This is a genomic window from Kluyvera genomosp. 3 (assembly GCF_011765685.1).
Lineage (GTDB): Bacteria > Pseudomonadota > Gammaproteobacteria > Enterobacterales > Enterobacteriaceae > Kluyvera > Kluyvera georgiana_A.
Window position 1 is genome coordinate 550,097 of record NZ_CP050321.1, and the last position, 2,000, is coordinate 552,096.

The following is a 2,000-nucleotide window of genomic DNA, read 5'->3' on the forward strand; positions in this document are numbered from 1 at the left end:
GAAGAGAAAAACCTGAAAATGAGGGTTGACTCTGAAAGAGGAAAGCGTAATATACGCCACCTCGCGACGGTGAGCTGTAAGCCGCGTCGCAACTGCTCTTTAACAATTTATCAGACAATCTGTGTGGGCACTCGAAGATACGGATTCTTAACGTCCTGCTCTTTAACAATTTATCAGACAATCTGTGTGGGCACTCGAAGATACGGATTCTTAACGTCGCAAGACGAAAAATGAATACCAAGTCTCTGAGTGAACACGTAATTCATTACGAAGTTTAATTCACGAGCATCAAACTTAAATTGAAGAGTTTGATCATGGCTCAGATTGAACGCTGGCGGCAGGCCTAACACATGCAAGTCGAACGGTAGCACAGAGAGCTTGCTCTCGGGTGACGAGTGGCGGACGGGTGAGTAATGTCTGGGAAACTGCCCGATGGAGGGGGATAACTACTGGAAACGGTAGCTAATACCGCATAACGTCGCAAGACCAAAGTGGGGGACCTTCGGGCCTCACACCATCGGATGTGCCCAGATGGGATTAGCTAGTAGGTGGGGTAACGGCTCACCTAGGCGACGATCCCTAGCTGGTCTGAGAGGATGACCAGCCACACTGGAACTGAGACACGGTCCAGACTCCTACGGGAGGCAGCAGTGGGGAATATTGCACAATGGGCGCAAGCCTGATGCAGCCATGCCGCGTGTATGAAGAAGGCCTTCGGGTTGTAAAGTACTTTCAGCGAGGAGGAAGGCGTTGTGGTTAATAACCCAGCGATTGACGTTACTCGCAGAAGAAGCACCGGCTAACTCCGTGCCAGCAGCCGCGGTAATACGGAGGGTGCAAGCGTTAATCGGAATTACTGGGCGTAAAGCGCACGCAGGCGGTTTGTTAAGTCAGATGTGAAATCCCCGGGCTCAACCTGGGAACTGCATTTGAAACTGGCAAGCTTGAGTCTCGTAGAGGGGGGTAGAATTCCAGGTGTAGCGGTGAAATGCGTAGAGATCTGGAGGAATACCGGTGGCGAAGGCGGCCCCCTGGACGAAGACTGACGCTCAGGTGCGAAAGCGTGGGGAGCAAACAGGATTAGATACCCTGGTAGTCCACGCCGTAAACGATGTCTATTTGGAGGTTGTGCCCTTGAGGCGTGGCTTCCGGAGCTAACGCGTTAAATAGACCGCCTGGGGAGTACGGCCGCAAGGTTAAAACTCAAATGAATTGACGGGGGCCCGCACAAGCGGTGGAGCATGTGGTTTAATTCGATGCAACGCGAAGAACCTTACCTACTCTTGACATCCAGAGAACTTAGCAGAGATGCTTTGGTGCCTTCGGGAACTCTGAGACAGGTGCTGCATGGCTGTCGTCAGCTCGTGTTGTGAAATGTTGGGTTAAGTCCCGCAACGAGCGCAACCCTTATCCTTTGTTGCCAGCGGTTCGGCCGGGAACTCAAAGGAGACTGCCAGTGATAAACTGGAGGAAGGTGGGGATGACGTCAAGTCATCATGGCCCTTACGAGTAGGGCTACACACGTGCTACAATGGCATATACAAAGAGAAGCGACCTCGCGAGAGCAAGCGGACCTCATAAAGTATGTCGTAGTCCGGATTGGAGTCTGCAACTCGACTCCATGAAGTCGGAATCGCTAGTAATCGTAGATCAGAATGCTACGGTGAATACGTTCCCGGGCCTTGTACACACCGCCCGTCACACCATGGGAGTGGGTTGCAAAAGAAGTAGGTAGCTTAACCTTCGGGAGGGCGCTTACCACTTTGTGATTCATGACTGGGGTGAAGTCGTAACAAGGTAACCGTAGGGGAACCTGCGGTTGGATCACCTCCTTACCTTAAAGAACCATGCCGCGTGTATGAAGAAGGCCTTCGGGTTGTAAAGTACTTTCAGCGAGGAGGAAGGCGTTGTGGTTAATAACCACAGCGATTGACGTTACTCGCAGAAGAAGCACCGGCTAACTCCGTGCCAGCAGCCGCGGTAATACGGAGGGTGCAAGC

At 52.2% G+C, this 2,000-nt stretch carries 1 rRNA gene; it reads left to right on the forward strand.

Annotated elements, in window-relative coordinates:
• The first annotated feature begins 296 nt into the window (after positions 1-296).
• A 16S ribosomal RNA gene (locus GY169_RS02655) occupies positions 297-1,835 on the forward strand.
• Positions 1,836-2,000 lie beyond the last annotated feature (165 nt).